Consider the following 26656-nt stretch of genomic DNA (forward strand, 5'->3'; position numbering starts at 1 on the left):
ACGATACAAAAAATGCCCCTGACCGTGAGATCGGGGGCATTTTTCAAGGCCTGGAAAAACTCAGCGATTACGAGTCAGCAACGCAGGTTTTTCACCCCGTGGGCGGCTTGGCAGTTGGTCCAGCTGTTCAGGCGTCGGGAAGCGGTCGAGCTTCGACTCCTTGTGCATGATTTTCGGCTGGTTGCCGCGAGGGTTTTGCACCGCCGGTTCCTGGCGCGCCTGGTCATCGCGGGCCGGGCGACGGCGGGCGTCTTCGCGGCGGGCCTGACCATCGCGAGGGCCGCCATTGCGCGGGCCGTTGCGCTTGGCGGGCGGGGTGCCGGTGGACGAACCGTTACTGTTGCGCGGACCGTTCTGGCGACCCTGTGACTGGCCGCCGCGTGGAGCGCCTGCGCCGGCGCCCCGTGCCGGAGCACCCGGACGGCGACCGCGACCCTGAGCCGGTTTCTGCTGTGGCACGTAGTCGACGCGGTTACCGAAGTTATCGATATCGTCGTCCAGAAACTCGTCTGGAGCGCGATCAGCGGCGGCACGAGGGACCGGGCGCTGTTGCTCACGGGCTGGCGTGCCTTCGCGGGGCTTTTGCTCACGTGCCGGGCGTTCGCCGCGACTGCCGCCAGCCGGTTTTTCCTTGCCTTTGCCCTTGTCCTTGCGGCCGCCACCGCCGCCATTCGGACCATCACCCCGTGGGCCGCGTGGATTGCGCGGGTTGCGCACGTCCGGGCGCTCACGCACCTCAGGCTTTTCGGCCTCGATGGTGCTGGCATCGAAGCCCATCAGATCGCCATCGGGAATCTTCTGCCGGGTCATGCGCTCGATGCTCTTGAGCAGCTTTTCTTCGTCCGGTGCGACCAACGAGATCGCTTCGCCCGAACGACCGGCCCGGCCGGTACGGCCGATACGGTGCACGTAGTCTTCATCGACGTTTGGCAGCTCGAAGTTGACCACGTGGGGCAGTTGGTCGATGTCCAGGCCGCGGGCGGCGATGTCGGTGGCAACCAGGATCCGTACTTCGCCGGCCTTGAAATCGGCCAAGGCCTTGGTGCGGGCGTTCTGGCTCTTGTTGCCGTGGATCGCCACGGCGGGCAGGCCATGCTTGTCCAGGTACTCGGCCAGGCGGTTAGCGCCGTGCTTGGTGCGGGTGAACACCAGGACCTGTTCCCAGGCGCCGGTGGTGATCAAGTGCGCCAGCAGGCTGCGCTTATGGCTGGCCGGCAGGCGGAATACGCGCTGTTCGATGCGTTCGACCGTGGTGTTCGGCGGCGTGACTTCGATGCGTTCCGGGTTGTGCAGCAGCTTGCCGGCCAGGTCGGTGATGTCTTTGGAGAACGTTGCCGAAAACAGCAGGTTCTGACGCTTGGCGGGCAGGCGGGCGAGGACTTTCTTCACGTCATGGACAAAACCCATGTCGAGCATGCGGTCGGCTTCGTCCAGCACGAGGATTTCAACGTGGGACAGATCGACGCTGCCCTGGCCGGCCAGATCCAGCAGGCGGCCGGGGCAGGCCACCAGCACGTCGACGCCGCGCGCCATGGCCTGGACCTGGGGATTCATGCCGACACCGCCGAAAATGCAGGCGCTGACGAATTTCAGGTCGCGGGCGTAGACCTTGAAGCTCTCGTGGACCTGGGCAGCCAGTTCCCGGGTAGGGGTCAGGACCAGTACGCGCGGTTGTCGCGGGCCGTGACGCTGGGATTTGTCCGGGTGACCGTTAGGGAACAGCCGCTCCAGGATCGGGAGGGCGAAACCGCCGGTTTTACCAGTACCTGTCTGTGCGGCGACCATCAGATCGCGACCTTGCAACACGGCGGGAATGGCCCGCTGTTGCACCGGGGTAGGCTCGGTGTAGCCGGCGGCTTCGATGGCGCCGACTAAAGCCTCGGAGAGACCGAGGGAAGCAAAGGACATGAGTAATCCTGTTTTAGTGAGGGCCTGGCCCAATGGGATAATCTTGCCTGGCGCGAATGACGTTCAAAAAGACGTCATCCCGTCCGGTCCTGCCGGGTCTGGAAGACAGCTCCGGACAGGGCTCGCGCTGGCTGGAAGCTGCGCTGTAGCGGTGTCGGGATGCCTTTTGCAAGACCGGGCGTCCGGGCGTGAGCCTGGCGGGAAGGCGCGAGTATAACAGAGCAAACGCCGTGCGCCGCTTTCCTGCTGCTCAACGGTTTATTTCAGCCTCCCATCGGCGGGCGCGGCACCGTAGCGTGCGCTCAGCTCGGCATAGGCCGGTTCGCGCTTGAAGCGCTTGAGCTCGGCGCTGAAACGCTGCACCAGCAGGTCCATCCCGGCCTTGCGCCGCAGGGCCAGGTATTGGCTTTGACGGCTTACAACGGTGGGGTTTTCGCTGATCTGGTCGCCCAATTGCATCTGCTTGAGCAAATGCCGGCCCACCCGGCGATCGGTGATGAGCAGATCGATCCGGCCCAGCTGCAGCTTGCCGAAGTTGGCTTCATGGGTAGGGGCCGTTTCACGCTTGAACAGGGTCGATTCGCGGAACGCCTGGTTATAGAGATAGCCGGGCGATGTGCCGACGGTCAGGCCGCTCAGGTCCGCGAGCGTGCGAAATGGATGGGGCCTGGCGTTGGCATGGAACATCACGAACTCCACCTCCGACAATGGCTCGTTGGGGTAGAGCAGCAGGGAGTCGCGTTCGTCGCTATGGAAAATATCCAGTGCCCCATCCGCCAGCCCTTGCTCCAGCATCGCCAGGCAACGTTTCCATGGCAGTAGTTGCCATTCGACATCAATGCCCAGGCGCTTGAACACGATGGCCGTGGTTTCGTAGTCCAGCCCCAGAATCTTGCCATTCTCCTCGAAGACGTAGGGCGACCAGGGTTCGGTGACGATACGCAACTTCTCGGCCCGGGCGGCGAGGCTCAGGCACAGGAGAAGAAGGGCGGTCAGTAATTGGGCGATGACGGGCATGGCCTGAGGTTACGACGAGTACGGACCAAATAGCTAGAGCGCTCTGGCTCGCTACTCGGCGCGTGGCCTAATGATCTGTGCGGTTCATCTGAGTGCACGAATCAGGCGACGCACGTCACTCGTTGCCCTTGGTTTGCATCAGGTGCGAGTAGATGGCTTTGCGGCGACGCCCCAGCACCAGGCGAATCAGCGGATGGTCGAGCCAGCGTTTGAGCTCGTGGTCTTCCAATGGCTTTTTCAGGCGGTGCTCGACGTTCTCGAGGGCCTTTTCCCACCAGACCGGGGCGCAAGCCTGATCGAACTGATTCGCATGACGGTGGCAGCCGTAGAGAATCTCCCGCATGAATTGTCGCTTATGGCCGGGCAGCGCCACGGTGACAAGTTTATAGGCCAGGCGCTGCAACGTCGGGGGGCGGGGCAGGGTGGCGGTAACCTGCCGGGTTTCATCCAGGGCCTGTTGGCAGACGGGATCGGCGTGGTGCTTATCCAGCCAGGCCTTGGTCTTGGCGCGGAACAGTTGCTTGCGGCTCCAGTAATGGTGGATCAGATCCGGACACTCGCATACCTGCACCCGATGATAGGCTGCCACCGAGAGGCAGAATTCCTCCAGGGTATAGGCCCCTCTGGCCAGGGGATAAAGCTCATCCATCAGTGCAATCGAACGATCCAGCACGTCTGCATCGCTTGAATGAAGACCGATCACCCCGGAGTTGAGCAGTAGCATGTTGTCGTCCGCCAGTTGGCGCTGCTGCAGGACCTGCGCCAAGGCCACGTAGAGCTCGGCATCCTTGTTGTCGCCGTAGTTCAGGGTGATGGCATTGCATAGCAGCGTGCCGGGCTGGATGCGCCGGAACAGCTCTAGCGGCGAGCAATGGAAGAAGGTATCGGTGTCGATCAGAAGGGCCAGCTCGGTTTCCTTGAGCACTTTCTGCATGACCACATGCTTGGCACGGAAGTGATAGCCGTGGGGTTGCGTCCAGGCCTGTCGGGTCTCGTTGTCCAGGGGGCGCAAACGCACCGGCAGCCCCTCGTAGGGCTTGGGATTGTCAGTGAATACCTGGATGTCCAGCGCTTCACCCGGGGTTTCGCGCAGGCCGGCGAGGGCGCTGGCGATACTGAACACGGCTTCCTGATGATAGGTCGCGGCCCCGTAGACCAGATAGATGAGCTGTGGAGTTGGCGACCAGGGGTCGTTTGGCATCACTGCAATCCTTGAGCATCATTGGTAAAAGGCCCTGGCTTTCGCCAAGGCCTTCTTGTCACGACATTGCGTCTAACGTGGCAGGTTGAGGTTGTTCCAGACCGCTAGGCTGGGTTCGGCCTGGTTCAGAGTATAGAAATGCAGCCCGGGTGCGCCGCCTTGCAATAAACGCTCACACATTTGTGTGACCACGTCCTCGCCGAAGCGTTGGATGCTGGATGTGTCGTCGCCGTAGGCTTCCAGCTGTTTGCGGATCCACCGGGGTATTTCCGCACCACAGGCGTCGGAGAAGCGCGCCAGCTTGCTGTAGTTGGTGATCGGCATGATTCCCGGCACGACAGGGATGTCCACGCCCATCTTGCGCACGCGTTCGACGAAGTAGAAGTAACTGTCGGCGTTGAAGAAGTACTGGGTGATCGCACTGTTGGCCCCGGAGTTGGCCTTGTTGACGAAATTACGCAGATCGTCTTCGAAGTTACGCGCCTGGGGGTGCATTTCCGGATAAGCGGCGACTTCGATGTGAAAGTGCTCGCCGGTTTCTTCACGAATGAAGTTCACCAGGTCGCTGGCGTGGCGCAGCTCGCCACTGGCCATGCCCATGCCCGAGGGCAGGTCACCGCGCAGGGCAACGATACGCTGGATGCCTGCGGCTTTGTACCGGGCCAGCAGGGTGCGCAAGTCGTCCTTGCTGTCGCCTACGCAGGACAGGTGCGGGGCGGCCGGGATTTTGACTTCGCTTTCCAGCTGCAACACGGTGTTCAGCGTACGGTCGCGGGTCGAGCCGCCGGCGCCATAGGTGCAGGAAAAGAAGTCGGGATTGTGGTTCGCCAACTGGCGGGCAGTGGCGATCAGTTTTTCATGTCCAGCATCGGTCTTCGTCGGGAAGAACTCGAAGCTGTAGCGACGGTCTTGGGACATGGGGGGCCTCCAGCTGCGAGCTTCAAGCTGCAAGCTGCAAGAGGGCGGTGTGCCGAATTCTTGTGCTTAAGCTTGCAGCTCGCGGCTGCGTAATAGCGATGAAGAAGTAAGCCTCAAACCACAAGTAAACGAACTGCTTTTACTTGTAGCTTGAAGCTCAAAGCTTGCAGCTGCCGTCAGTACCGGTAAGCGTGCGGCTTGAACGGGCCTTCGACGGTCACGCCGATGTAGTCAGCCTGTTGCTTGGTCAGTTTGGTGACCACGCCGCCGAAACCGCGGACCATTTCCAGGGCCACTTCTTCGTCGAGCTTTTTCGGCAGTACTTCCACGGTCAGGCGCTCGGCTTTCTGGGCCGGCGACAGGTCGGCGTATTTCTGGCCGAACAGGAAGATCTGGGCCAGGACCTGGTTGGCGAACGAACCGTCCATGATCCGGCTTGGATGACCGGTGGCGTTGCCCAGGTTAACCAGGCGGCCTTCGGCCAGCAGGATCAGGTAGTCGTCGTTCTGTGGGTCGAAGCTGCCAGTGCCGGTGCGGTGAACCTTGTGAACCTGTGGCTTCACTTCTTCCCAAGCCCAGTTCTTGCGCATGAAAGCGGTGTCGATTTCATTGTCGAAGTGACCGATGTTGCACACCACGGCGCGCTTCTTCAGGGCCTTGAGCATGTTCGCGTCGCAGACATTGACGTTGCCGGTGGTGGTCACGATCAGGTCGATCTTGCCCAGCAAGGCCTTGTCGATGCTGGCTTCGGTGCCGTCGTTGATCCCGTCGATGAACGGCGAAACCAATTCGAAACCGTCCATGCAGGCTTGCATGGCGCAGATCGGGTCGACTTCGGACACCTTGACGATCATGCCTTCCTGGCGCAGGGACTGGGCCGAGCCCTTGCCCACGTCACCGTAGCCGATCACCAGTGCCTGCTTGCCCGACAACAGATGGTCGGTGCCGCGCTTGATGGCGTCGTTGAGGCTGTGACGGCAGCCGTACTTGTTGTCGTTCTTGCTCTTGGTCACCGAGTCGTTGACGTTGATGGCCGGGATCTTCAGCTCGCCCTTGGCCAGCATGTCCAGCAGGCGATGCACGCCGGTGGTGGTTTCTTCGGTCACACCGTGGACCTTGTCCAGCACGGCCGGGTATTTCTTGTGCAGCAATTCGGTCAGGTCGCCGCCGTCGTCGAGGATCATGTTGGTGTCCCACGGCTGGCCATCCTTGAGGATGGTCTGCTCCAGGCACCACTCGTATTCCTGCTCGGTCTCGCCTTTCCAGGCGAACACCGGGATACCGGCAGCGGCAATGGCGGCGGCGGCTTGGTCCTGGGTCGAGAAGATGTTGCAGGACGACCAGCGCACTTCGGCACCCAGGGCGACCAGGGTCTCGATCAGTACGGCGGTCTGGATGGTCATGTGGATGCAGCCGAGGATCTTCGCGCCCTTGAGCGGTTGTTCACCGGCGTATTTGCGACGCAGACCCATCAGGGCCGGCATTTCGGATTCGGCGATGATGATCTCGCGGCGGCCCCAGGCGGCCAGGGACATATCGGCGACTTTGTAATCGGTAAAATCTGCAGGCGTGATAACAGCGCTCATGAAGAGCCTCCATTCGTAATGTATGCGAATGGGCGCCGTTGTGCGTTTAGTGTCCGTGCGGGAGTACCGAGCGAACAACGCCCCATCCGAGCCTGACAGGTCTTGCCTGCTGCAGCGCCCCTCGGACAGGTGGCGGGAACGGTCCACAGCGTGGGCCGGTTAAAGCGAGGGCGATTATAGCGGGCTATTCGGATCTTCCAAAGGGTTTCTGTCGGCAAATCAAAAATGCCGATGACCGTTATTGAACCGGCGACGTAGAGCCTGCCTGCCCGGTCTGCCATGATGCAGCCATCCATCGGCAAGACGCTCAGGAGTGATCATGAATTTCCACACCCGCAAATGGGTCAAGCCCGAAGACCTCAACCCCAATGGCACCCTGTTCGGTGGCAGCCTGCTGCGCTGGATCGACGAGGAAGCGGCAATCTACGCCATCGTCCAGTTGGGCAACCAGCGCGTGGTGACCAAATACATCTCGGAAATCAACTTCGTCAGCGCTTCGCGCCAGGGCGACATCATCGAACTGGGGATTACCGCCACTGAATTTGGCCGCACTTCCATCACCTTGACCTGTGAAGTGCGCAACAAGATCACCCGCAAGAGCATCCTGACCGTGGAAAAAATGGTCTTCGTCAATCTTGGCGAGGATGGTCTGCCGGCGCCCCATGGGCGGACCGAGATCAAGTACGTCAAGGATCAGTTCAAGGACGATATCGCCAGCGAGTGAGATGGGCGATGCGCCCATCGCGGGCAGGCTCGCTCCCACAGAAGTCATCATTCCCCTGTGGAGCGAGCCTGCTCGCGATAGCGGTCCTGCAAACACTGAAAAATCCCTGGTTTCAATCAAGCTTGAGTCAGCACTGAACAGCTCCGCACACCACGTGTCGTAGATTCATCACGCCACCGGTTCAGGAGCTCTATGGACACCCACGAAGACGGCAAGACCCCTGACCTTTCCGCCCAGGAAAAGCACGAAGTCGACCGTAACCAGCCGCCGCGGGCCGCGGTGCTGCATGAAATCATCCGCACCCAGGGCAATCAGGAGCTGGAGCGCAGTGTCGCCGCGCTCTGGTGGTCGGCCCTGGCGGCCGGGTTGACCATGGGCCTGTCGCTGATGGCGATGGGGCTACTCAATTCCCGATTGCCGGAGGGCGAGGCCTTCAAGGTGATTGCCAGTTTTGGCTACTGCGCCGGTTTTCTCGCGGTGATCCTGGCCCGCCAGCAATTGTTCACCGAAAACACCCTGACCGCCGTGCTGCCGATCATGAGCAAACCCACCCTGGGCAATTTCGGTCGGCTGTTGCGGCTATGGGGTATCGTATTGGTGGGCAACCTGTGCGGCACCTTGCTGGTGGCCTATGTGATGCTGCATCTGCCGATTTTCGACCAGCGAACTGACTTGGCTTTCCTCGAGATCGGTCGCAAGGTCATGGAAAACGACACCCGCCAGATGTTCGCCAAGGGCATCATTTCCGGCTGGATGATTGCCACCATGGTCTGGATGATCCCCTCCATGGAAAGCGCCAAGATGTGGATCATTATCCTCATCACTTACCTGATGGCGCTTGGCGACTTCACCCACATTGTCGTCGGTTCCGCCGAAGTGTCGTATCTGGTATTCGCCGGGCAGTTGTCGTGGGAAGACTTCTGGCTGGTATTCGCCGCGCCGACCCTGGCGGGAAACATCATCGGTGGCAGCTTCATCTTTGCGCTGCTCAGCCACGCGCAAGTGCGCAGCGAGAGCGGCACGCCTAATCGGTCACCCCCACCGGAGCGCCCAGGCGACGTTGGTGACGAATGAAGTACAGGGCCGTCAGCACGGTCAATCCGGCGACCAGGGCCCCGGTCCAGGGCAGCTCGGCCAGGTCGACCCCGCTGCCGACCACCAGCCCGCCGATCCAGGCACCCGCCGCGTTGCCCAGGTTGAAGGCACTCTGGTTCAGCGTAGAGCCCAGGTTCGGCGCTTCATGGGCTTGGTCGATGATCAGCAACTGCAGGATCGGGCACAGGGCGAAGGCGAAGATCCCCCACAGCACCAACGTGATGGCTGCCGGAATCACTGAGTGGCTGGTCTGGCTGAACGCGGCCAGCACCAGCACCACGGCCAGGGCCATGCCCACCAGTGACGGCAGCAGACGCCGATCCGCCAGGCGCCCGCCGAGGAAGCTGCCAGCCGTCAGGCCGACCCCGAACAACAGCAACATGAGGGTGATGCCGTGGGGGCTGACCCCGGTGATGTCCTGGAGAATCGGTGCGATGTAAGTGAACACGCTGAACAGGCTGGTAGACGCCAATACGCTCATGCCCAGGGCCAGCAGCACGCTGGTTTTGCCCAGCACCTTGAACTCGCTGGCCAGGTTGGCCTTCTCCATGGTGATTTCCCTGGGCAGCCACAGCCATTGGGCGATGGCGGCGATGACGCCGATCACCGACACGGCCCAGAAGGTCGAACGCCAGCCGGCGTATTGCCCCAGCGCGGTGCCCAGGGGGACGCCGAGGACGTTGGCCAGGGTCAGGCCGGTGAACATCATGGCGATGGCTTGGGCGCGTTTGTTCGGCGCGACCAGCCCGGCCGCCACCACGGAGCCGATGCCGAAAAATGCACCATGGCATAGCGCTGTGATGACGCGGGCGGCCATCAGCGTGGCGTAGTTCGGTGCCAGGGCGCAGAGCATGTTGCCCAGGATGAACATCAGCGTCATGCCCAGCAACGTCGCCTTGCGCGGCATGTTGGCGGTGCCGACCGCCAGGATCGGCGCGCCGAACACCACGCCCAGGGCATAGCCGGTAATCAACAGGCCGGCCTGGGGAATGCTTACCGCCAGGTCGCGGGCGACATCGGGCAGCAAACCCATGATGACGAATTCAGTGGTGCCGATACCGAAAGCGGCAACGGCCAAGGCAAGCAAGGCGAGTGGCATGCGTGAGGTCTCTGTCTGTAGTCTTGACGCTCTGATCAGGCATACGCATGCCGTTGCCCTGACTCGGGGAAGGGGCGGCGGCAGAATTATTGGAATTGGCTTATGCGCAACTGAATGCGGCGTGGTCGTTTGCAGTATAAACAGCTGCGGACGGATCGCGAACCCATTCATTGCGTAGCTGCTCGGTGGGATAAGGAGGTGCTGTGCTTGCAACGGCCTTGGTGCTGGTGGCTGCGCTGCTGCATGCCGCCTGGAATACGTTGATCAAATTCAGCGGCGAGCGCCTTCTGGTGGTGGTATGCATGGACAGCGTCGCGCTGCTGTTCGCCATATCTGCCCTGGGCTTCGTGGCGCTGCCGCCGATGGACATCTGGCCGTGGATCCTGGCGTCGGCAGCCTTCGAGCTGCTGTATCGCTATCTGCTGATCCAGGCGTATCGGGTCGGAGATCTGGGATTGGTCTATCCGTTGATGCGCGGCTTGTCGCCGCTGGTGGTATTGGCCCTGACGCTGGTCTTTGCTGGCGAAGTACTGACGACTCAGCAGGCCCTCGGCATTTTGCTGATTCCGTTCGGTATGCTGTGCCTGCTATGGCAAGGCGGGGGTGGCGAGCGACTGCCCTGGTCGATGCTGCCGGTGGTGGTGCTGATTGGCTTGTGCATCGGTTGCTACACCTACATCGATGGCCAGGCCCTGCGGCGTTGGTCCCATCCGCTGGACTACCTGGTCTGGATCACTCTGTTCTGCGCCTGGCCATTCCCGCTGTTGGCCGTGGTGAGCAAACGACCGGCCTTCGTGCGGTTCTGGCTTGAACAGTGGCGGCTCGGGTTGGCGGTCGGGCTCTGCGTCTTGTTCAGCTACGCTCTGGTGCTCTGGGCCATGCAACTGGGGTCGATTGCCGAAGCGGCGGCGCTGCGGGAGATCAGTGTGATCCTGGTGGTGCTGTTCGGCATGCGCTACCTGAAAGAACCTTTTGGTCGGCCGCGGCTCTTAGCCTGCGGGCTGGTGCTGATTGGCATGCTGGTGATGAAATTCTGAGCGACTCCCCGATTTTCAATTCCCCCCTGAAACTCAAAGAAGGAACTGCGTCATGACGGTTGCCCTGTGGTGTATTTTGATCGCGATCATCCTGCCTTACCTGTGTATCGCCATCGCCAAGATCGGCGGGAGATACCGGTTGCAAGACAACCACGATCCTCGGGACTTCCTGGAAACCCTCGAGGGTTTTCCCCGGCGCGCATATGCCGCGCAGCTCAATAGCTTTGAAATTGCCCCGGCATTTGCTGCCGCGGTGATCGTTGCGCACCTGGCCGGCAATGCCGAGCTGGTAACCATCAATGTGCTGGCGGTGCTGTTCATCACCAGCCGCCTGCTGTACATCATTTGCTACCTGGCGGACTGGGCGATTCTGCGTTCGCTGGTGTGGTTCGTGGGAGTGGGGCTGATTGTCAGTTTCTTCTGTGTTTCTGTCTGAGCCTGGCTATTGAATCCTGAAGCCCTTCTGGCCTCTTCGCGAGCAAGCCCGCTCCCACATTTGATTTGTGAACGACACAGAGCCAGTGTGGGAGCGGGCTTGCTCGCAACGAGGCCGGTACAGACAACACATCTCTCAGGGATTGGCGGTGACGGTATTCGCCACCTGCGGCACTTGCGGCAACGCCGTGCCCTTGGGCCACAGCATCCAGATCTGCCCCTGTTGCTTCATGTCGCCGGCCAATTGACCCGCGGCTTCGCCGGTTCCCCAGAACAGGTCCGCTCGTACTTCGCCGGTAATGGCGCCGCCGGTGTCCTGGGCCGCTACCGGTCGGTTCAATGCGCTGCCATCAGGGCGGGTTGTGGAGAGCCATAACAGGCTGCCCAGCGGGATGACCTTGCGATCCACCGCCACGCTATAGCCAGCGGTCAGCGGCACATTCAACGAGCCCCGGGGGCCTTCGTTGCTGTCGGGGTTGCGGTTGAAAAACACATAGCTGGGGTTGCTGCCCAGCAGCTCGGGGATCCGCGTCGGATGAGCCTTGGCCCAGGCACTGATGGTGCCCATGGTCACGTCTTCCTTCTTCAGCTCGCCCTGTTCGACCAGCCAGCGTCCGATTGGCCGGTAAGGGTGGCCGTTCTGGTCGGCATAGCCGATGCGCAACTGGCGACCGTCATCAAGCCGAATACGTCCCGAACCCTGGATTTGCAGAAATTGCAGGTTCATCGGGTCCGTCAGCCAGGCAATCACGGGCGCCTTCACGCCGTTGGTCTCGATGGTGGCTGCGTCGTCGTAGGGCTTGAGTACCCGGCCTTCGAGGCGACCGCGCAGGCGCTTGCCCTTGAGCTCGGGGTAAAGGCTGTCCAGCGCGACGATGATCATGTCGTCCGGTACGCCGTACACCGGGATGTTGGCGCTGGCGGTCTGGGTGAGGCTGCCAGGGTAGACCGGCTCGTAATAGCCGGTGATCAGGCCATTGGGGCTGTTGTCTCCCGAGCGCAGGCCGTAGACGTCCAGGTTCTGTTTCAGGAAGTTGCGCACAGCGGGAGCGGTCTGCGGCACATTGGCCGCCGCTGCACAGGTGGCTCCCCAGGTCGCATCGGTCTTGAGCCGGGTGCAGGCGCTGCGCCAGGAGCCGAAACCGGCCAGCAGGTCGTCATCGGAGACCGCCGGCAGCGCTTCCCAGGGGGCGCTGGCATAAGTGGCGAGAGCGTGAGTCTGGGGCTCTTCCACCTTATCACCGCGGTTGCAGCCGGACAGCAGTGCGATCAGCGGTAGGGTCAATGCCAGGCCTTTGTGCCAGGTCTTGAAGCGGCTGTTCATGAAATTTTTCCTTGCAGTCGTTCGAACGCTGTCAGGCATTCGAACAACCCGTATTGTGAATAGGGCCATTGGTCTTTGCCGATGACCCGAGGATACTAACCGCCGTTTCCTGTCCCGAGGCCAAGATGTTTGTAAAACGATTTTCCATGCTTATGCTGGCCTGCCTGATGATGTCCGCCTGCGGCGGTGTCGATCCCAACTCCCCGCTGGGCCAGCGTAAGGCGATTTTCAAGCAGATGCTCAAGACCAACGAAGAGTTGGGCGGCATGTTGCGTGGGCGGGTCCCGTTCGACGGTGCCCGCTTCGCCGAGGGTGCCGTGCAGCTTGACCAGCTGTCCCGTGAACCGTGGAAACACTTCCCGCCAGTACGCGAGCAGGACCACACCAGTGCCCGGGATGAAGTCTGGCAGAAACAGGCGCGGTTCCAGGAACTGGCCCGCAGTCTTGAAGTGGCCACCGCAGAGTTGGTGACGGCCAGCAAGGTCCAGCCCTACAGCGCCAGTTACCTGGGGCCGGCGGTGCAGAAGGTCGAGGATGCGTGCAGTGCCTGTCATAAGGAATTTCGGGATCATTGAGGTGGGGCAGCTTCAAGTTGCCAGGTACAAGCTGCAAATAAAGGGCTCGCGGTCCGCCGTTACTTGAAGCTTGTAGCTCGAAACTCGCCGCTTATTTATCCAACTCATCCACCGCTTCCTGCAACTCCTTGCGGGAGGCTGCGAGCTTGTCCTTGCGCTTGTTGATCCGCTCGGGATCGCCTTTTTTCATGGCTTTTTCCAAGTCAGCCTGACGACGGCTGACTTCGTGCTTGGCGTCGAGCACCTTGGTTTCACGCTCCTTGCGCAAGGACGCATCGGTGCAATGGGTGGTGACTTCATTCAGGGCCGTTTCCAGGCCTGCCTGTTGATCTGCATTACCTCGAGATTTGGCCAATTCGATCTGGTTGATGATGCCCTGGCGCTTGGCTGCACAACCGGTAAGTTCCGGGGTTTGCTCGTCCGCCATCAGGGGCGCGGCCAGGGTGGCGCACAACACCATCAGGGCAAAGGGGGGCAGGAAATTCATAGCAACTCCGTAAAAACTCGCGAGCGGTCGGTCCAGATGCGCTGTTGGAACGCACGTCCGCCCCTGGGTTCAACTGCGCGGGACAATGTCAGAAACCTTCGACTCCGGCAGCCCGTAATACTTCACTCAACGCCAGCACGTGCGGGTCGCGAAAGAAAGCGCTCAGCTGCGCGGCGCGTCCCGGCCCGATGCCGGCTTCAGCTTGCCATTGTTCGGTAGTCCGTTCGGCCAGTACCGCCCACGGCCCATCCAGCCTGGCCGCTCCGGTGGGCGGTAATCCAAGGGCCTTGAGCCATTGATCGAACGGGCGTTGTCGGGCGCTGTGTAAGCTGACGAGCAGGCGGGTGCTGCTGCGTTCGCCGAAGCCGGCCATGTTAGCAAGCTCGGCGGCATCGAGGGTCATCCAATCCAGCAATCCGTCGAGTCGGCCCGCCGCCAGGAGTTTTTCCCAGGTTCCGGGGCCGACATGGGGCAGGGCGAGGCCCTGCTTGCCGCTGAGCCAGCTCAGGCGCGCCAGGAACTGGCTTTCGCAGCCGGGTGTCGGTTGCCAGCAACTCAGCGGATGATAATCCGCCGCCACGGGCACAGTGATGTCCGGCCGCTCGACACTACGCAGCACAACGTCATCGAGTCGCGGGATGGTCAGCCCGGCCAGGCTGATGGCTACCCGGTCTCCCGGACGGATATCCAACTCCTCCCAGCGCTTGAGGGAGCTGACGCTCACCCGGCGGATCTGTCGGTCGTCGAGCATGACAGGTTCGAGTTCCAGCAGTGGCGTGATGCGTCCGGTGCGCCCGACGTTGAAGTGAACCTTGCGTACCTCGGCCAGTGCCTGGGCGTAAGGGTATTTCCAGGCCACGCCCCAGAACGGCGCCTTGGCCTTCCAGCGCTCGGCAGGCGGTCGGCGGCTCTGGCGCAAGACGATCCCGTCGCTGGCGAATGGCAACGGTGTGCGATACCAGTGGTCGCGCCAGCGTTCGGCGTCGGTCGCGGCCTGGATGGGCTGGCTGTAGCCACGGGTGTCGGTGAAGCCCAGGGCATGCAATGCGGCCTCCCGCTCGGGCAGGGTGGCGGGACCTTCGGGCCAGTCCCAGGTGAACAGGCCGATACCCGAGGCTTCTTCCGTCGTCAGATACTTACGGGTCATCAAGCCTGCCACGATTGCCCGGGCATTGAAGCTGCCATCCCTGGCCTGCACATGCTTATCCAGTCGCCAGTACAGCTCCCCCTGGACGAGTAGGTCCGAAGGCCGGCGCAGGCGCTGGGGAATGGCGCCGATCTTGCGCGCTGTCGACGTCCAGTCATGGCCTTGAACGCCATCGCCGCGGCTGATCGCCTGGTGCAGGCGACCTTCGCGATAGATCAGGGTGACTGCTACGCCGTCGACTTTCGGTTGGGCCCAGATGTCTTCCCGATTTTGCAGCCAGGCCCGCACGGCGTCGGCATCCTTCAGTTTATCCAGGCCCGTATGAGGGATCGGATGCCGCACTTTGCCGGCCGCCGAACGCAGCGGGTCAGCGGTTACCGCAAGATCGAAACAGTTGCGCCATTGGTCCAGTTGCCTACGGGACTGATCGTAAAGCTCGTCGGCGACCAACGAACGGTTCAGACGGTGATAGTTGTCGTCCCAGGCGTCGATTTGCCTTTGCAGGGCCGCGACCTCCGACCGGGCGCGTTGGTCGGACCAGTCGGGGCAAGGACCGGCGATGACGGGGATAGGGGTGAGTATTAAAACGACGAGTACACATAATAGCGGCAGCATCGAAGCATCCTTGCTGGGTAATGTGCCTGAAGGCTAGCCACTGACTCGGAGGAGGCGCGGGCTGGATGGTTACCGGATTTTGCCGAGCCTGATGGCATTGCTGTGGCGGTACAGTGGGACGCGATTTGACCGCGTAACTGTCTCTTGAACCCATTGCTGGCCGGCGCAGAATGGATCTTCCGATCCGCGCTGCCAGGAGTGCACCCCGATGGACCTGACGACACTCGCTGTTTTCATTCCGGCCTGTTTCGCCCTGAACATGGCGCCAGGCCCCAATAACCTGTTGTCCATCAGCAACGCCTCGCGTTATGGCTTCGTCCGGGCGTGCAGCGGCGGTATGGGTCGGCTGCTGGCGTTCGCCATCATGATTGCCTTGGCAGCGGTGGGACTGACCGCCGTGCTGCATACCTCGGAATTGTTGTTCCTGGGGATCAAACTCGTGGGGGCCGGGTATCTGTTCTACCTTGCCGTTCAACTGTGGCGGGCCCGACCCGAGGCCGATAGCGAAGCTGCGATGGGTTCGAAGGGCATGGGGCAACTGGCGCGCCAGGAGTTCCTGGTCGCGATCGGCAATCCCAAGGCGATCCTGTTGTTTACCGCGTTTCTGCCGCAGTTCGTTGACCGCTCGGGCACCGTCACCCAGCAATTCGCCGTGCTGGGCGGGTTGTTCCTGGCGCTGGAGTGCATTGCCATCGGGTTGTATTGCTACATGGGCATCTATGCGCGAAAGCTGTTTGCCCAACCCAGCGGCAAGCGTCTGTTCAACCGGATGTGTGCGGGGCTGTTGGCGAGCGCGGCTTCATTCCTGCTGGTGGCGCGGCGGACGTAGCTTGAAGGGCCCCTGTGGCGAGGAGATGAATCCTCTCGCCACAGGGGTTGTGATTCCGAACATGAAAAAGCCCCTGGCGACCAGGTCGCCAGGGGCTTTTTCATATCAGCAGGTATTACAGGCCGGCAGCGGCGCGCAGGGCGTCGGCGCGATCGGTTTTTTCCCAAGTGAAGGTGGTGAATGTGTCGCCACCGACAGTCTTGGTTTGCGGCGTGCGACCGAAGTGGCCGTAGGCTGCGGTTTCCTGGTACATCGGGTGCAGCAGGTCAAGCATGGTGGTGATGGCGTACGGACGCAGGTCGAACACTTCACGAACCAGTTTGATGATCTTGTCGTCGCCGATCTTGCCGGTGCCGAAGGTGTTCAGGGAGATCGATGTAGGCTGTGCAACGCCGATGGCGTAGGAAACCTGGATCTCGCAGCGCTCGGCCAGGCCTGCGGCGACGATGTTCTTGGCCACATAGCGACCGGCGTAGGCCGCCGAACGGTCAACCTTCGATGGATCCTTGCCGGAGAAGGCGCCACCGCCGTGACGGGCCATGCCGCCGTAGCTGTCGACGATGATTTTGCGACCGGTCAAACCGCAGTCGCCTACCGGGCCACCGATGATGAAGTTGCCGGTCGGGTTGATGTGGAACTGGGTGTCCTTGGTCAGCAGCTCGGCAGGCAGTACGTGCTTGACGATCAGTTCCATCACGCCTTCGCGCAGGTCTTTGTAGGAAACTTCAGGGTTGTGTTGGGTCGACAACACGATGGCGTCGATACCCACCACCTTGCCGTTTTCGTAACGGCAGGTGACCTGGGACTTGGCATCCGGACGCAACCACGGCAGCAGGCCGGATTTGCGGGCTTCGGCCTGGCGCTGCACCAGTTGGTGCGAGAAGGTGATCGGGGCCGGCATCAGCACGTCGGTTTCGTTGCTGGCGTAGCCGAACATCAGGCCCTGGTCGCCAGCGCCCTGATCTTCCGGCTTGCTGCGGTCAACGCCTTGGGCGATGTCCACCGATTGTTTGCCGATGATGTTCATCACGCCGCAGGTCGCGCCGTCGAAGCCGACGTCGGAGCTGTTGTAGCCGATGCCCAGGATGACGTCGCGGACGATCTGTTCCAGGTCGACCCAGGCCGAGGTGGTGACTTCGCCGGCGATGATCGCCACGCCCGTTTTCACCAGAGTCTCGCACGCCACGCGGGCGAACTTGTCTTCAGCAATGATGGCGTCCAGCACCGCATCAGAAATCTGGTCGGCGATTTTGTCCGGATGCCCTTCAGACACGGACTCGGAGGTGAAAAGGGAGTATTCGCTCATCTCGATGTTTTCCTACAAGTTACCGATGGTGAGTGTCGCCAGCCGGTCGCTGAAAGTGGCGAACCTGGATCTGGAAACCATTACGTAAGCCTACATAGAGGCTTTCCCCGGGCACGAGGCCCGCAGCGGTGGCCCAACGGGCCAGGTCGTCCTGTTCAAACCCCAGCCAGAGATCACCGCAGGCCTCCCTGGCCCAACTCTGGTTGTGGCTGCATAACTCTGTCACCAACAGGCTACCGCCTGGTTGCAGCAGGCCGGCCATGTGCCTGAGCGCATCGGCCGGTGCGGCAAAATGATGCAATACCATGTTCAATACAACGCAATCGGCCTGCAGGTTCACGCCCTCCAAGGCATCGGCCAATTGCAGGCTGACATGAGTCAGCTGTTCGCGTTCGCACACCTGGCGCGCCAGTTCGAGCATGGCCGGGCTGTTGTCCAGCGCCGTCACCTGGCTGAAGCGCCGCGCCAGTTCCGGCAGGAAAGCACCGTCGCCGGGGCCGACTTCAATGGCGGTGGCGGCAGGCTCGAAGCTCAGCTTGTCGAGCAGCGCCACGACGCTCTCACGATATTGCGGCAGTCCCGCGATCAGGTCCTGCTGGGCTCGGAATTTTTCCGCTACCCGTGCGAAAAAGTCCTGGCTGGCGGCGGCCCGCTGGCCATGCACCTGGGCGATGCGCGCCTGCACTTCCGCCGGCAGGTGCAGCTCGTCCACTTCATCCAGCAATGCCGCGTGCAACTTACCACCCAATAGCTCGGTATGGGGCAGGGCACGGCGATAGAAAATGGCGTTGCCTTCGCGGCGGGTTGCCACCAGGTCGGCCTGGGCCAGGACCTTGAGGTGATGGCTCATGCCGGACTGGCCGATGCCGAAGATCTGCGCCAGCTCCAATACGCCGAACGAATCGTTGGCCAGTGCGCGCAATACGTTGAGCCGCAACGGATCGCCGCCGGCCTTGCAGAGGGCCGCCAGCTCATCGCTGTCTTCATGGCGAATGGACGGCACGCGTAAGTTCATAGGGCGGCAGTCTAGTGATGGGGCTGGATCATCGCAAGGTCAATATCAAAAAGTTTTGATATTGCTCGATAAATGGCACTTCCTGAAACGGGCTTTACTCTACAAACCATCAGCGGAAAGGTTTCACCTGGCGAAAGTGACTTTCTCCACCGGAAAAACCGCTCTGGATGACTATCTGTCATTGCCCCGGGCGGGTGGGTGAGGGAAAATGCACGCCTTTTTTCAGTTTCGTTATTCAAACCCAGGAGATCAGCGATGCCCAGCCGTCGTGAGCGTGCCAATGCCATTCGTGCCCTCAGCATGGATGCCGTGCAGAAAGCCAACAGCGGCCACCCAGGTGCCCCCATGGGCATGGCGGATATCGCCGAAGTGCTGTGGCGCGACTACCTCAAGCACAGCCCGAGCAATCCTTCGTTCGCTGACCGTGACCGCTTCGTGCTGTCCAACGGCCACGGCTCGATGTTGATCTACTCGCTGCTGCACCTGACCGGCTACGATCTGTCGATCGATGACCTGAAGAACTTCCGTCAATTGCACAGCCGCACCCCGGGCCACCCCGAATACGGCTACACCCCAGGCGTGGAAACCACCACCGGCCCGCTGGGGCAGGGCCTGGCCAATGCCGTGGGCTTCGCCCTGGCGGAAAAAGTCCTGGCAGCGCAGTTCAACCGGCCGGGTCATAACGTTGTCGATCACCACACCTACGTGTTCCTGGGTGATGGCTGCATGATGGAAGGCATTTCCCATGAAGTCGCTTCCCTGGCTGGCACCCTGGGCCTGGACAAGCTGATCGCGTTCTACGACGACAACGGCATTTCCATCGACGGTGAAGTCGAGGGCTGGTTCACCGATGACACGCCGAAACGTTTCGAAGCCTACAACTGGCTGGTGATCCGTAACGTTGATGGCCACGACCCAGAAGAGATCAAGACTGCCATCGAGACGGCCCGCAAGAGCGCCCAGCCGACCCTGATCTGCTGCAAGACCACCATCGGTTTCGGCTCGCCGAACAAGCAGGGCAAGGAAGACTGCCACGGTGCCCCCCTGGGTGCCGAGGAAATCGCCCTGACCCGCGCTGCGTTGAAGTGGGAACACGGTCCGTTCGAGATTCCGGCGGACATCTACGCCGAATGGGACGCCAAGGAAAAGGGCCGTGCCCTTGAAGCCGACTGGGATCAGCGTTTCGCTGCCTATTCCGCCGAATTCCCTGCGCTGGCCAACGAACTGGTGCGTCGCCTCAGCGGTGAGCTGCCGGCCGACTTCGCCGAAAAAGCCTCGGCCTACATTGCCGAAGTCGCGGCCAAGGGCGAAACCATCGCCAGCCGCAAGGCCAGCCAGAACACCCTGAATGCCTTCGGCCCATTGCTGCCGGAACTGCTGGGCGGTTCGGCCGACCTGGCCGGCTCCAACCTGACCCTGTGGAAAGGCTGCAAGGGCGTCACCGCCGAAGATGCCAGCGGCAACTACATGTACTACGGCGTTCGTGAGTTCGGCATGAGCGCGATCATGAACGGCGTAGCGCTGCACGGCGGCCTGGTGCCTTATGGCGCCACCTTCCTGATGTTCATGGAATATGCCCGCAATGCCGTACGCATGTCGGCCTTGATGAAGAAGCGCGTGCTCTACGTCTTCACCCACGACTCCATCGGCCTGGGCGAAGATGGCCCGACTCACCAGCCGATCGAGCAACTGGCGAGCCTGCGCTGCACTCCGAACCTGGACACCTGGCGTCCATGCGACGCCGTGGAATCGGCGGTGGCCTGGAAGTACGCGATCGAGCGCAATGACGGCCCGTCGGCGCTGATCTTCTCTCGCCAGAACCTGCAGCATCAGGCCCGCGAAGCCGGCCAGATCGACGAGATCGCCCGTGGCGGCTATGTGCTCAAGGATTGCATCGGCGAGCCTGAGCTGATCCTGATCGCCACCGGTTCCGAAGTCGGCCTGGCGGTCCAGGCCTACGACAAACTGACCGAGCAGGGCCGCAACGTGCGCGTGGTGTCCATGCCGTGCACCAGCGTGTTCGATGCCCAGGACGCCGGCTACAAGCAATCGGTATTGCCGCTGCAGGTCAGCGCGCGGATCGCCATCGAGGCTGCTCATGCCGACTACTGGTACAAGTACGTGGGCCTGGAAGGTCGCGTGATCGGCATGACCACCTACGGCGAATCGGCGCCCGCGCCGGCGTTGTTCGAGGAGTTCGGTTTCACCCTGGAGAACATCCTGGGTCAGGCTGAAGAATTGCTGGAAGACTGATCCGAAAGTTGCGTCGTCCGGACTGCCGTCATCGCGAGCAGGCTCGCTCCCACAAGGATCTCCACCGACCCTGTGGGAGCGAGCCTGCTCGCGATAGCGCTGATTCAGCCGACGCTGCCCTAATGGACTCACCCTGGTCAGAGAACCTCCATGCCCCAACCGCGTCCCTACAAAGTTGCACTCAACGGCTACGGCCGGATTGGTCGTTGCGTCTTGCGTGCGTTGTTCGAGCGAGGGGCAGAGGCCGGCTTCGAAATCGTGGCCATCAACGATCTGGCCGACATGGCCAGCATCGAATACCTGACACGCTTCGACTCCACCCATGGCCGGTTTCCCGGCGAAGTACGGGTCCAGGGCGATTGTCTGCACATTAATGGCAACTGCGTGAAAGTCTTGCGCAGCGCCACTCCCGAAGGCATCGATTGGGCGTCCCTCGGCGTCGATCTGGTGCTCGAGTGTTCCGGTGCCTATCACACTCGCGAGGACGGTGAGCGTTTCCTCGCTGCCGGTGCACCGCGGGTGTTGTTTTCCCAACCGATGGCCAGTGAAGCGGATGTGGACGCTACCATCGTCTACGGCGTCAACCAGGATTGCCTGACTGGCCGCGAGTTGCTGGTATCCAACGCTTCCTGCACCACCAATTGCGGCGTGCCGCTGTTGCGCCTGCTGGATCAGGCCATTGGCCTGGAATACGTGTCGATTACCACCATCCATTCGGCGATGAACGATCAGCCGGTGATCGACGCCTACCATCACGAAGACTTGCGCCGCACCCGCTCGGCATTCCAGTCGGTGATTCCGGTGTCCACTGGTCTGGCGCGAGGCATTGAACGGCTGCTGCCGGAACTTGCGGGGAGAATTCAGGCCAAAGCCGTGCGAGTGCCGACGGTCAACGTGTCCTGCCTCGATATGACGATGCAGACCGTGAGTGATACCGACGCCACCGAGGTCAACCGGATCCTGCGCGAAGCCGCTACCAGCGGCCCGCTCAAAGGCCTGCTCGCCTACACCGAGTTGCCTCATGCCAGCTGTGATTTCAACCATGACCCCCATTCGGCCATCGTCGATGCCAGTCAGACCCGTGTATCCGGCCCGAGGCTGGTGAATATCCTGGCCTGGTTCGATAACGAATGGGGTTTTGCCAATCGAATGCTGGATGTTGCCGGGCATTACCTGCAAACCGCTTCTAAAAAACCTGCTCTCTAAACAGTTACCCAGGAATTGCGACCCATGACCGTGTTGAAGATGTCCGACCTCGATCTGCAAGGTAAGCGCGTACTGATCCGCGAAGACCTCAACGTCCCTGTCAAGGACGGTGTTGTCACCAGCGACGCGCGTATCCTGGCCTCGCTGCCGACCATCAAGCTGGCCCTGGAAAAAGGTGCGGCCGTGATGGTCTGCTCCCACCTGGGCCGCCCGACCGAAGGCGAGTTCTCTGCCGAAAACAGCCTCAAGCCCGTGGCCGATTACCTGAGCCGTGCCTTGGGTCGCGAAGTGCCGCTGGTGGCTGACTACCTGGGCGGCGTTGATGTGAAGGCCGGCGATGTCGTGCTGTTCGAAAACGTGCGCTTCAACAAGGGCGAGAAAAAGAACGCCGACGAGTTGGCCCAGCAATACGCCGCCTTGTGCGACGTGTTCGTGATGGACGCTTTCGGCACCGCCCACCGTGCCGAGGGCTCGACCCACGGCGTGGCGAAGTTCGCCAAGGTTGCTGCGGCCGGCCCGCTGCTGGCGGCTGAGCTGGATGCATTGGGCAAGGCCCTGGGCGCACCGGCCAAGCCAATGGCGGCCATCGTTGCTGGCTCCAAGGTGTCGACGAAACTCGACGTGCTCAACAGCCTGAGCCAGATCTGCGACCAGTTGATCGTCGGCGGCGGTATTGCCAACACCTTCCTCGCCGCAGCCGGTCACCCGGTCGGCAAGTCCCTGTACGAGCCGGATCTGCTGGACACCGCCCGCGAAATCGCCGCCAAGGTCAGCGTGCCGTTGCCGGTGGACGTGGTGGTCGCCAAGGAATTCGCCGAAAGCGCCACTGCTACCGTCAAGGCCATCGCCGACGTGGCCGCCGACGACATGATCCTGGACATCGGCCCGCAGACGGCGGCCAACTTTGCCGAACTGTTGAAATCTTCCAGGACTATCCTGTGGAACGGCCCGGTCGGTGTGTTCGAGTTCGACCAGTTCGGCAACGGCACCAAGGTCCTGGCCCAGGCCATCGCCGACAGCGCTGCGTTCTCCATCGCCGGTGGTGGCGACACCCTGGCGGCCATCGACAAATATGGCGTGGCCGAACAGATCTCCTACATCTCCACCGGCGGTGGTGCGTTCCTCGAGTTCGTCGAGGGCAAAGTGCTGCCGGCGGTAGAAGTCCTGGAAAGCCGGGCCAAGGCCTGAGGCTGAATTGACCAGGCAAGGGAGTGTTTTTATGGTCAAGACGTGGGCGCTTTTGTTGTTGACCGCGGCCCTGGCCGCTTGTGGGAGTCACCCGCCAGCGACGCCGGAACCGGCCGCCAGCGATCCGGAGCCAGGCTGCTACCAGGCGGACTGGCAGGCAGAAACCAACCCGGTGCTGAACAAGCGCTCCGGGCCGGACGGTCTGGACAAATACGAAACGCAAACCCCGACCAAGGAACATGGTTGTCCTTGACGGGTCTGACCCTTTAACTCATGGCTGGCGGCATGCGCCGCCGGTCGAGGAACACGGATGAAAGGCTTGATCGCCGTTGTGGCATTGGCATCGCTGGCCGGTTGTGCACAGTTGGGTTTTTCGAATGCGTCCGAACCTGTGGCGGGTTGGACGACCTGGACCTGTGACAGCGAGGCCAAGGTGCTCTGGCGCTATACCGACGCCACCCATAAGGCCGTCGATGTACGCCTGGGCGGGGCCGATAAGGTTTATCGCCTCAAGCTTGAGCCGGGTGCTGAAGGTTCGCTGTACAGCGATGACATGCTGGCCTTTCACATCAAGGGTGAGGAAGGCCTGGTGTATTGGGTCGCCACCAATGACTTGATTGGGCGGGGTTGCAAGGCCAATTGATCCATATAGATCCAATGTGGGAGCGGGCTTGCCCGCGAATGCGGCGGGTCAGCTTGCATATCTGCTGAATGTGAAACCGCATTCGCGAGCAAGCCCGCTCCCACAGGGGCCTCTATAGTTTTGAGATTTCGTTTCACCGAACACGCAGGCCAGGGCCAACCCCCGACCTGCAATGACTTGAATAGCCGCCGCCGCTACGGCAGGCTGGCACGATTAACGACCCTCGACCGGGAGAGACACACAATGGCACTTATCAGCATGCGTCAGATGCTGGACCACGCAGCCGAGTTCGGCTACGGCGTCCCAGCCTTTAACGTCAACAACCTTGAGCAGATGCGCGCCATCATGGAAGCCGCTGACAAGACCGACTCTCCGGTCATCGTCCAGGCTTCGGCCGGTGCCCGCAAATACGCCGGTGCGCCGTTCCTGCGTCACCTGATCCTGGCGGCAATCGAAGAGTTTCCGCACATCCCGGTGTGCATGCACCAGGACCACGGCACCAGCCCTGACGTCTGCCAGCGCTCCATCCAACTGGGCTTCAGCTCGGTGATGATGGACGGCTCCCTGGGCGAAGACGGCAAGACCCCGACCGACTACGAATACAACGTACGCGTCACCCAACAGACCGTTGCCATGGCCCACGCCTGCGGCGTTTCGGTGGAAGGTGAGCTGGGTTGCCTGGGCTCGTTGGAAACCGGCATGGCCGGTGAAGAAGACGGTATCGGCGCCGAAGGCGTGTTGGATCACAGCCAGATGCTGACCGACCCGGAAGAAGCCGCCGACTTCGTCAAGAAAACCCAGGTCGACGCCCTGGCCATTGCCATCGGCACCAGCCACGGCGCCTACAAGTTCACCAAGCCGCCCACCGGTGACGTGCTGGCGATCGACCGCATCAAGGAAATCCACAAGCGCATTCCCAACACCCATCTGGTGATGCACGGCTCGTCCTCGGTGCCGCAGGAATGGCTGGCGATCATCAATCAGTACGGTGGCGACATCAAGGAAACCTACGGTGTACCGGTCGAGGAAATCGTCGAGGGCATCAAGCACGGCGTGCGCAAGGTCAATATCGACACCGACCTGCGCCTGGCGTCCACCGGTGCCATGCGCCGTCTGATGGCGACCAACCCGAGCGAGTTCGATCCGCGCAAGTTCTTTGGCGCGACCGTGACTGCGATGCGTGATGTGTGTATTGCGCGTTATGAGGCCTTTGGTACGGCGGGTAATGCTTCGAAGATCAAACCGATCTCTATGGAAGCGATGTTCCAGCGGTATCTGAAGGGTGAGTTGAACGCTAAGGTCAACTGAGGCTTAGGCGATATAAAAAACCCGCAGTGATGCGGGTTTTTTGTGTGATTGTTTGGAGGCGAAGACGTTAGAGCAAATGTCCATTTATCACCTATTTGAAATGCACGATCTGTAGCAGTCGGTGTGTCGATGAGTTATTCGCATCTTACGTCTGTTATTTTGCCTGTATCGTCAATGAAGATTTTAAGGCGATCAGGATTTTTGAACTTGATATCAACACCGCCGGGTCTAACCAGTAGCACACTCACCGCTCCTGACGCTTGAGTGGCCTCGCTCGTGAGGCTGGGGGTTTCCATTGTATTGACCAAATGCTTTACGGCTGCTGCATCGCAGGCGGCCTGTGCATTCGCGGTTGCGCCCAGCAATAAAATCGATGTTAAGACCAATGATTTACTGATCATGACATTAAACTCCTTTTAATGAATAAGGCCCGTTTTGTTACGGGATGGACTTAGCCTGAGGAGTTTGGCCAACCGGATCTACTGTCAGCTATGACAGTTTTTTATAAGGTTTTGAAATTTACTTTCCTTTTTAATATTTTTTAATTAAAGCCGTCGAGGCGGCCTGAGGTGGCAGTTGCGTGCGGGTTCGCAGACTGAGGAAGAGACCAAACCCGGCAGGTCCGAAGGTCTCCCACACCCAACCGCCATAAAATGAACGCCGACAAGTTTGCCTGAGTTTTCATTCGACGGTGCAAGGTCTCATTCTCAATTTAGGGCTGTGAAACCCCGTCCCTGACCAAAGCCAGCGACGACCCTAACTATAGAGCGGATTCAGAGCGGATTTTTGACCCAGCAACCGACCTGTAGGACGCCCACAGTAGGTGTTTTCCTACGAGATTTTCAGAAGGGCAGGCGCGCAGCATTTCGCTGCTGCGGCGCCTGAGGCGATATCAGGTGTTGTGATCGATATCCAGCTTGCTGAACGTCACTTTTCCGCCTTCGCTGGTATAGCCCGTGTTGTCCTGCACGTACACACCAGCCTTGAAGTACAGCGGCTTGACCCGCCATGTAGAGCTGATGGTGGTGTACCAGCTACGACCCGCCGCGGTGATACCCAGGTCCCCGGTACGATCCAGGTGGATCCGGTAAGAGAACGCCTGAGAAAGTTTTACACCGCTGGCCACTGTGACGACCCGACCCTTGCTGTCATCGGGGCGCATGCGGACTTTGGCGACGATGTCGCCGGTGTCGCTGGCGTCCTTGTACTGGTATTCCAGTTTCACCATGGGTTTGCTGCTGTCCTTGGCATGAATCTGACCGATCACGATCTTGCCGCTGCTGGGCACCTGGTTGACGACCAGGGTCGCGCTCAATTTATTGTCGGCCTCGGGGTACAACCAGTTGCGCAAGGTGCCGTCCCTGTAGGTCTCGCGCAATTCGCTGCGCGGGTAGATTGCGTTTTCTGTCTTGGTACCGGTGACGGGTGACCAGAAATACACCGTGCTGCCTTCGGAATTGAAATATTTATCCCGGAACCCATCCACCAGCCGAGGGGTTTCGATAGTCTTCGGCGGATTGCCTTCGGGGATGCTCAGGTTCCAGGTTGCAAGATCGACCATGTTCGGATCCTTTCCGAGAAGAAGAAATGATTTACGCCACAGCCGGAGGCTCTAAGACGCGATTTTGCTGAAGCCAGGAGGGGGCGCGAACGAGTATTTGGTACGCTCGTGCGGCGGAGGGGTGGCGTCAACAGTCCGTCAGAGTTGCATTTGCCGCTTTTGTGCCCGAGACAAATGAC

General features: G+C 61.0%; 25 protein-coding genes and 1 riboswitch. Of the genes, 12 read left to right on the forward strand and 13 right to left on the reverse strand.

Annotated features, from left to right (window positions below; all coding sequences use genetic code 11):
* Positions 1 to 60: 60 nt before the first annotated feature.
* From FBY02_RS09110 to ahcY, 5 genes are all read right to left on the reverse strand, one after another.
* Complete coding sequence (locus FBY02_RS09110) at positions 61 to 1908, reverse strand: DEAD/DEAH box helicase (protein WP_144926273.1); 1848 nt, start codon at positions 1906 to 1908, stop codon at positions 61 to 63.
* Between the two features lie 258 nt (positions 1909 to 2166).
* The gene (locus FBY02_RS09115; RefSeq protein ID WP_144926275.1) at positions 2167 to 2925 is read right to left on the reverse strand and encodes an ABC transporter substrate-binding protein; all 759 of its coding nucleotides are present in this window, start codon (positions 2923 to 2925) and stop codon (positions 2167 to 2169) included.
* A gap of 115 nt (positions 2926 to 3040) precedes the next feature.
* Complete coding sequence (locus tag FBY02_RS09120) at positions 3041 to 4126, reverse strand: hypothetical protein (RefSeq protein WP_144926278.1); 1086 nt, start codon at positions 4124 to 4126, stop codon at positions 3041 to 3043.
* A gap of 72 nt (positions 4127 to 4198) precedes the next feature.
* Entirely contained in the window at positions 4199 to 5044 is an 846-nt protein-coding gene (gene metF / locus FBY02_RS09125; RefSeq protein ID WP_144926280.1) for a methylenetetrahydrofolate reductase [NAD(P)H], read from the reverse strand.
* A gap of 176 nt (positions 5045 to 5220) precedes the next feature.
* The gene (gene ahcY, locus FBY02_RS09130) at positions 5221 to 6630 is read right to left on the reverse strand and encodes an adenosylhomocysteinase (RefSeq protein ID WP_024778853.1); all 1410 of its coding nucleotides are present in this window, start codon (positions 6628 to 6630) and stop codon (positions 5221 to 5223) included.
* A gap of 23 nt (positions 6631 to 6653) precedes the next feature.
* A riboswitch (S-adenosyl-L-homocysteine riboswitch) is annotated at positions 6654 to 6759 on the reverse strand.
* A 190-nt stretch (positions 6760 to 6949) separates the two neighbouring features.
* Here ahcY and FBY02_RS09135 point away from each other — a divergent pair.
* A complete protein-coding gene (locus FBY02_RS09135) occupies positions 6950 to 7354 on the forward strand; it encodes an acyl-CoA thioesterase (RefSeq protein WP_024778852.1) in 405 nt (134 codons plus the stop codon).
* A gap of 192 nt (positions 7355 to 7546) precedes the next feature.
* Positions 7547 to 8428: a formate/nitrite transporter family protein gene (locus FBY02_RS09140; protein ID WP_144926283.1), complete on the forward strand. Its 882-nt coding sequence runs from the start codon at positions 7547 to 7549 to the stop codon at positions 8426 to 8428.
* On the opposite strand, the gene FBY02_RS09145 is transcribed toward FBY02_RS09140, so the two are convergent.
* On the reverse strand, positions 8379 to 9548 hold the full coding sequence (locus FBY02_RS09145) for an MFS transporter (RefSeq protein ID WP_144926286.1): 1170 nt from the start codon (positions 9546 to 9548) through the stop codon (positions 8379 to 8381). The genes FBY02_RS09140 and FBY02_RS09145 overlap by 50 nt on opposite strands.
* Before the next feature lie 203 nt (positions 9549 to 9751).
* Here FBY02_RS09145 and FBY02_RS09150 point away from each other — a divergent pair, with 203 nt between their 5' ends.
* Together FBY02_RS09150 and FBY02_RS09155 are read left to right on the forward strand one after the other, a co-directional pair.
* Positions 9752 to 10585 (forward strand): EamA family transporter, encoded by an 834-nt coding sequence (locus FBY02_RS09150; protein ID WP_144926289.1) that lies wholly within the window; start codon positions 9752 to 9754, stop codon positions 10583 to 10585.
* Positions 10586 to 10637: 52 nt separating this feature from the next.
* Positions 10638 to 11021 carry an MAPEG family protein gene (locus FBY02_RS09155; RefSeq protein ID WP_047702407.1) on the forward strand — a complete coding sequence of 128 codons (384 nt, stop codon included), beginning with the start codon at positions 10638 to 10640 and terminating at the stop codon, positions 11019 to 11021.
* Between the two features lie 135 nt (positions 11022 to 11156).
* On the opposite strand, the gene FBY02_RS09160 is transcribed toward FBY02_RS09155, so the two are convergent.
* Complete coding sequence (locus FBY02_RS09160; RefSeq protein ID WP_144926292.1) at positions 11157 to 12344, reverse strand: murein transglycosylase A; 1188 nt, start codon at positions 12342 to 12344, stop codon at positions 11157 to 11159.
* Between the two features lie 125 nt (positions 12345 to 12469).
* Here FBY02_RS09160 and FBY02_RS09165 point away from each other — a divergent pair, with 125 nt between their 5' ends.
* Entirely contained in the window at positions 12470 to 12919 is a 450-nt protein-coding gene (locus tag FBY02_RS09165) for a cytochrome c (protein WP_144926295.1), read from the forward strand.
* Positions 12920 to 13010: 91 nt separating this feature from the next.
* Here FBY02_RS09165 and FBY02_RS09170 read toward each other — a convergent pair whose 3' ends face one another.
* Positions 13011 to 13406 carry a DUF1090 domain-containing protein gene (locus FBY02_RS09170; protein ID WP_144926298.1) on the reverse strand — a complete coding sequence of 132 codons (396 nt, stop codon included), beginning with the start codon at positions 13404 to 13406 and terminating at the stop codon, positions 13011 to 13013.
* Positions 13407 to 13494: 88 nt separating this feature from the next.
* The gene (gene ligB, locus FBY02_RS09175) at positions 13495 to 15168 is read right to left on the reverse strand and encodes an NAD-dependent DNA ligase LigB (protein WP_144926301.1); all 1674 of its coding nucleotides are present in this window, start codon (positions 15166 to 15168) and stop codon (positions 13495 to 13497) included.
* Positions 15169 to 15376: 208 nt separating this feature from the next.
* On the opposite strand from ligB, the gene FBY02_RS09180 reads away from it, so the two are divergent.
* A complete protein-coding gene (locus tag FBY02_RS09180) occupies positions 15377 to 15997 on the forward strand; it encodes a LysE family translocator (protein ID WP_144926304.1) in 621 nt (206 codons plus the stop codon).
* 115 nt (positions 15998 to 16112) lie between these two features.
* Here the strand turns inward: FBY02_RS09180 and metK are convergent, their stop codons facing one another.
* Together metK and FBY02_RS09190 are read right to left on the reverse strand one after the other, a co-directional pair.
* On the reverse strand, positions 16113 to 17303 hold the full coding sequence (gene metK, locus FBY02_RS09185; RefSeq protein ID WP_144926307.1) for a methionine adenosyltransferase: 1191 nt from the start codon (positions 17301 to 17303) through the stop codon (positions 16113 to 16115).
* Positions 17304 to 17322: 19 nt separating this feature from the next.
* Positions 17323 to 18318, reverse strand: coding sequence for a metalloregulator ArsR/SmtB family transcription factor (locus tag FBY02_RS09190; protein ID WP_144926309.1), 996 nt, complete (start codon positions 18316 to 18318; stop codon positions 17323 to 17325).
* A 255-nt stretch (positions 18319 to 18573) separates the two neighbouring features.
* On the opposite strand from FBY02_RS09190, the gene tkt reads away from it, so the two are divergent.
* From tkt to fba, 6 genes are all read left to right on the forward strand, one after another.
* A complete protein-coding gene (tkt, locus tag FBY02_RS09195) occupies positions 18574 to 20571 on the forward strand; it encodes a transketolase (RefSeq protein ID WP_144926312.1) in 1998 nt (665 codons plus the stop codon).
* A gap of 150 nt (positions 20572 to 20721) precedes the next feature.
* Complete coding sequence (epd, locus tag FBY02_RS09200) at positions 20722 to 21777, forward strand: erythrose-4-phosphate dehydrogenase (RefSeq protein WP_144926315.1); 1056 nt, start codon at positions 20722 to 20724, stop codon at positions 21775 to 21777.
* A gap of 24 nt (positions 21778 to 21801) precedes the next feature.
* On the forward strand, positions 21802 to 22965 hold the full coding sequence (locus tag FBY02_RS09205; RefSeq protein ID WP_144926318.1) for a phosphoglycerate kinase: 1164 nt from the start codon (positions 21802 to 21804) through the stop codon (positions 22963 to 22965).
* Between the two features lie 31 nt (positions 22966 to 22996).
* Positions 22997 to 23218 carry a hypothetical protein gene (locus FBY02_RS09210; RefSeq protein WP_144926321.1) on the forward strand — a complete coding sequence of 74 codons (222 nt, stop codon included), beginning with the start codon at positions 22997 to 22999 and terminating at the stop codon, positions 23216 to 23218.
* Positions 23219 to 23275: 57 nt separating this feature from the next.
* Complete coding sequence (locus FBY02_RS09215) at positions 23276 to 23608, forward strand: MliC family protein (protein ID WP_144926324.1); 333 nt, start codon at positions 23276 to 23278, stop codon at positions 23606 to 23608.
* A 243-nt stretch (positions 23609 to 23851) separates the two neighbouring features.
* Positions 23852 to 24916 (forward strand): class II fructose-bisphosphate aldolase, encoded by a 1065-nt coding sequence (fba, locus tag FBY02_RS09220; RefSeq protein WP_024778835.1) that lies wholly within the window; start codon positions 23852 to 23854, stop codon positions 24914 to 24916.
* A gap of 134 nt (positions 24917 to 25050) precedes the next feature.
* On the opposite strand, the gene FBY02_RS09225 is transcribed toward fba, so the two are convergent.
* Together FBY02_RS09225 and FBY02_RS09230 are read right to left on the reverse strand one after the other, a co-directional pair.
* On the reverse strand, positions 25051 to 25317 hold the full coding sequence (locus FBY02_RS09225; protein WP_144926327.1) for an I78 family peptidase inhibitor: 267 nt from the start codon (positions 25315 to 25317) through the stop codon (positions 25051 to 25053).
* Between the two features lie 491 nt (positions 25318 to 25808).
* Positions 25809 to 26477: a polysaccharide lyase family 7 protein gene (locus FBY02_RS09230; RefSeq protein WP_144926330.1), complete on the reverse strand. Its 669-nt coding sequence runs from the start codon at positions 26475 to 26477 to the stop codon at positions 25809 to 25811.
* Positions 26478 to 26656: the final 179 nt, after the last annotated feature.

This window comes from Pseudomonas sp. SJZ078, from assembly GCF_007828255.1.
In the GTDB taxonomy this organism is placed as follows: Bacteria; Pseudomonadota; Gammaproteobacteria; order Pseudomonadales; family Pseudomonadaceae; genus Aquipseudomonas.

What these genes read in the sequence shown, in the direction of transcription:
- FBY02_RS09145 (WP_144926286.1), bottom strand. Translation starts at nt 9,548, where the DNA reads ATGCCACTCGCCTTGCTTGCCTTGGCCGTTGCCGCTTTCGGTATCGGC.
- FBY02_RS09190 (WP_144926309.1), bottom strand. Translation starts at nt 18,318, where the DNA reads ATGAACTTACGCGTGCCGTCCATTCGCCATGAAGACAGCGATGAGCTG.
- FBY02_RS09170 (WP_144926298.1), bottom strand. Translation starts at nt 13,406, where the DNA reads ATGAATTTCCTGCCCCCCTTTGCCCTGATGGTGTTGTGCGCCACCCTG.
- FBY02_RS09115 (WP_144926275.1), bottom strand. Translation starts at nt 2,925, where the DNA reads ATGCCCGTCATCGCCCAATTACTGACCGCCCTTCTTCTCCTGTGCCTG.
- epd (WP_144926315.1), top strand. Translation starts at nt 20,722, where the DNA reads ATGCCCCAACCGCGTCCCTACAAAGTTGCACTCAACGGCTACGGCCGG.
- FBY02_RS09210 (WP_144926321.1), top strand. Translation starts at nt 22,997, where the DNA reads ATGGTCAAGACGTGGGCGCTTTTGTTGTTGACCGCGGCCCTGGCCGCT.
- FBY02_RS09160 (WP_144926292.1), bottom strand. Translation starts at nt 12,344, where the DNA reads ATGAACAGCCGCTTCAAGACCTGGCACAAAGGCCTGGCATTGACCCTA.
- FBY02_RS09135 (WP_024778852.1), top strand. Translation starts at nt 6,950, where the DNA reads ATGAATTTCCACACCCGCAAATGGGTCAAGCCCGAAGACCTCAACCCC.
- FBY02_RS09225 (WP_144926327.1), bottom strand. Translation starts at nt 25,317, where the DNA reads ATGATCAGTAAATCATTGGTCTTAACATCGATTTTATTGCTGGGCGCA.
- FBY02_RS09180 (WP_144926304.1), top strand. Translation starts at nt 15,377, where the DNA reads ATGGACCTGACGACACTCGCTGTTTTCATTCCGGCCTGTTTCGCCCTG.
- FBY02_RS09215 (WP_144926324.1), top strand. Translation starts at nt 23,276, where the DNA reads ATGAAAGGCTTGATCGCCGTTGTGGCATTGGCATCGCTGGCCGGTTGT.
- ahcY (WP_024778853.1), bottom strand. Translation starts at nt 6,630, where the DNA reads ATGAGCGCTGTTATCACGCCTGCAGATTTTACCGATTACAAAGTCGCC.
- FBY02_RS09205 (WP_144926318.1), top strand. Translation starts at nt 21,802, where the DNA reads ATGACCGTGTTGAAGATGTCCGACCTCGATCTGCAAGGTAAGCGCGTA.
- FBY02_RS09165 (WP_144926295.1), top strand. Translation starts at nt 12,470, where the DNA reads ATGTTTGTAAAACGATTTTCCATGCTTATGCTGGCCTGCCTGATGATG.
- FBY02_RS09110 (WP_144926273.1), bottom strand. Translation starts at nt 1,908, where the DNA reads ATGTCCTTTGCTTCCCTCGGTCTCTCCGAGGCTTTAGTCGGCGCCATC.
- fba (WP_024778835.1), top strand. Translation starts at nt 23,852, where the DNA reads ATGGCACTTATCAGCATGCGTCAGATGCTGGACCACGCAGCCGAGTTC.
- FBY02_RS09140 (WP_144926283.1), top strand. Translation starts at nt 7,547, where the DNA reads ATGGACACCCACGAAGACGGCAAGACCCCTGACCTTTCCGCCCAGGAA.
- metK (WP_144926307.1), bottom strand. Translation starts at nt 17,303, where the DNA reads ATGAGCGAATACTCCCTTTTCACCTCCGAGTCCGTGTCTGAAGGGCAT.
- tkt (WP_144926312.1), top strand. Translation starts at nt 18,574, where the DNA reads ATGCCCAGCCGTCGTGAGCGTGCCAATGCCATTCGTGCCCTCAGCATG.
- metF (WP_144926280.1), bottom strand. Translation starts at nt 5,044, where the DNA reads ATGTCCCAAGACCGTCGCTACAGCTTCGAGTTCTTCCCGACGAAGACC.
- FBY02_RS09155 (WP_047702407.1), top strand. Translation starts at nt 10,638, where the DNA reads ATGACGGTTGCCCTGTGGTGTATTTTGATCGCGATCATCCTGCCTTAC.
- ligB (WP_144926301.1), bottom strand. Translation starts at nt 15,168, where the DNA reads ATGCTGCCGCTATTATGTGTACTCGTCGTTTTAATACTCACCCCTATC.
- FBY02_RS09230 (WP_144926330.1), bottom strand. Translation starts at nt 26,477, where the DNA reads ATGGTCGATCTTGCAACCTGGAACCTGAGCATCCCCGAAGGCAATCCG.
- FBY02_RS09120 (WP_144926278.1), bottom strand. Translation starts at nt 4,126, where the DNA reads ATGCCAAACGACCCCTGGTCGCCAACTCCACAGCTCATCTATCTGGTC.